The organism is Streptomyces sp. NPDC002838 (assembly GCF_040295365.1).
Classification (GTDB): domain Bacteria; phylum Actinomycetota; class Actinomycetes; order Streptomycetales; family Streptomycetaceae; genus Streptomyces.
The window spans coordinates 1-1,631 of record NZ_JBEOVF010000149.1 but is presented as its reverse complement, the minus strand read 5'-3'; the positions used below and the strand labels follow the sequence as shown (position 1 = coordinate 1,631).

At 70.8% G+C, this 1,631-nt stretch carries 2 protein-coding genes; both read right to left on the bottom strand.

What is annotated here, in order from left to right:
* Positions 1–562: alpha/beta fold hydrolase (locus tag ABT063_RS52000; RefSeq protein WP_351069378.1), on the bottom strand; the 562-nt coding region annotated here is incomplete at its 3' end.
* Positions 559–1,602 carry a Rieske 2Fe-2S domain-containing protein gene (locus ABT063_RS51995; protein ID WP_351069375.1) on the bottom strand — a complete coding sequence of 348 codons (1,044 nt, stop codon included), beginning with the start codon at positions 1,600–1,602 and terminating at the stop codon, positions 559–561. The genes ABT063_RS51995 and ABT063_RS52000, both read right to left, overlap by 4 nt.
* Between the last annotated feature and the right edge of the window lie 29 nt (positions 1,603–1,631).

Sequence of the window (1,631 nt, the reverse complement as noted above, 5' to 3'; positions counted from 1 at the left end):
CGAAGGCGCCGGGGACCTGGTCCGCCGTGCCGTTCAGCCGCAGCGGCTCGGTGTAGGTCAGCCACGGGTGCGGGGTCAGCCGGGGGCCGAGCCAGTCGAGGTCCGACTGGTCCTCGACGCCGAGCACGCTCAGCGAGCGCACCGGGATGAGCCAGCCGAAGCCGGGTCCGGCCACGGACTCCCGGTAGTGCCCGGCGATGCGTTCGGGCAGCAGATCGATGGCCGCGTCACCGTCGTCGCCGACGAAGGCGTCAAGATGGACCCGCTTGGCCAGCCGGTCCGGGATCCGGTCCGCGACCCCGGTGACGACCTGCCCGGCGTAACTGTGCCCGACGAGCACGACGTCCCGGGCGTCATGGGCCTCGATCAGGGCCACCACGTCCTGGACGTGCGTGCTGAGCCCGACCTGCGGGCCGAGCAGATGGGCGCGGTCGCTCACCCCGGTCAGTGTGGGGGTGTGTACTTCGTGTCCGGCCGCACGCAGCAGCGGTGCCACGCGCTGCCACACCCAGCCGCCGTGCCAGGCTCCGTGGAGCAGGACGAAGACGTGGCGGCCGTTCATGCGGACGCCCGGGGCCGCGTGCCGCCGGCCTGCTGTTCGCGGGCGAGCATCTTCGCCACCGCGCGGCGCCCGCGGAGTGCGGCGAGGTCGGACTTGATGCTGGACTCGGCGGTGCCGCCCGGGTCGGTGGCGTACATGACCTCCTGCGCCTCCAGGGCGTCCACGTCCTCCTGCATCACGGCGAGCTGCTGCTCGTGCTGGAACTTCGTGAGCTCCTGGTCGTCGATGAGGTAGTCGCGGCCCAGCGCGTAGAAGTCGTGTGTCTCGTTGCCGCGTCCCGGTGTCATCCCGTACAGGACCTTCATGTGGAAGCCGTCCGGCTCCTCGGTGCCGGTGGCCGCGACGCGGATGTTGAGGACGAAGATGCCCGGCGGGTAGAAGTCGCCGTCCTGCCAGCGGTCCACCGGAGAGGTCAGCCCGCAGGACTTCTCGTAGAACGGAGGGGCCTCGATGCCGATCATGCGGCGGCTGAAGCCGACCCGGTCGCCGTCCACGGTGACGTCGATCGGGGTCGCGGCGACGGCGGCGTTGCCGATGCTCGTCGGGTGCAGGAACGTCTCGTGGGTGAGGTCGAGCAGGTTCTCCAGGAGCAGCATGTGCCGGGCCTTCAGCGGGACGACGCCGTGCACGTGGGTCCAGCCCGGGTCGGTCAGCCACGAGGTGTCGGGCAGCAGGCTCTCGTCGGCCAGTTCGGGGTCTCCGGGCCAGATCCATATGACGCCGTCCCGCTCGACCAGGGGGAAGCGGCGCAGTGCCGCCTTGGGCCGGTCGGCCTGCTCGGCGACCCCGACGCACACGCCCTGTCCGTCGAAGCGGTAGCCGTGGTAGTCGCACTGGAGGGTGCCGTCGTCGTCGAGGTGGCCCAGCGACAGCGGGTACTTGCGGTGGGGGCAGCGGTCCTCGACCGCGGTGACGGTCCGGTCGGGCAGGCGGTAGAAGCACACCGGGACGTCCGTGATCCAGCGCTGCTTGAGCGTCCGGCCGATCTCGTCGGACCAGGCTCCCAGATACCAGCCGTTGCGCACGTGCTGTGTCAGCATGGCGGGTCTTTCCTTTCAGAGGTCCAGTC

Excerpts from the sequence above, each read along its gene's own strand:
- ABT063_RS51995 (WP_351069375.1), bottom strand. The coding sequence starts at position 1,602 with ATGCTGACACAGCACGTGCGCAACGGCTGGTATCTGGGAGCCTGGTCC.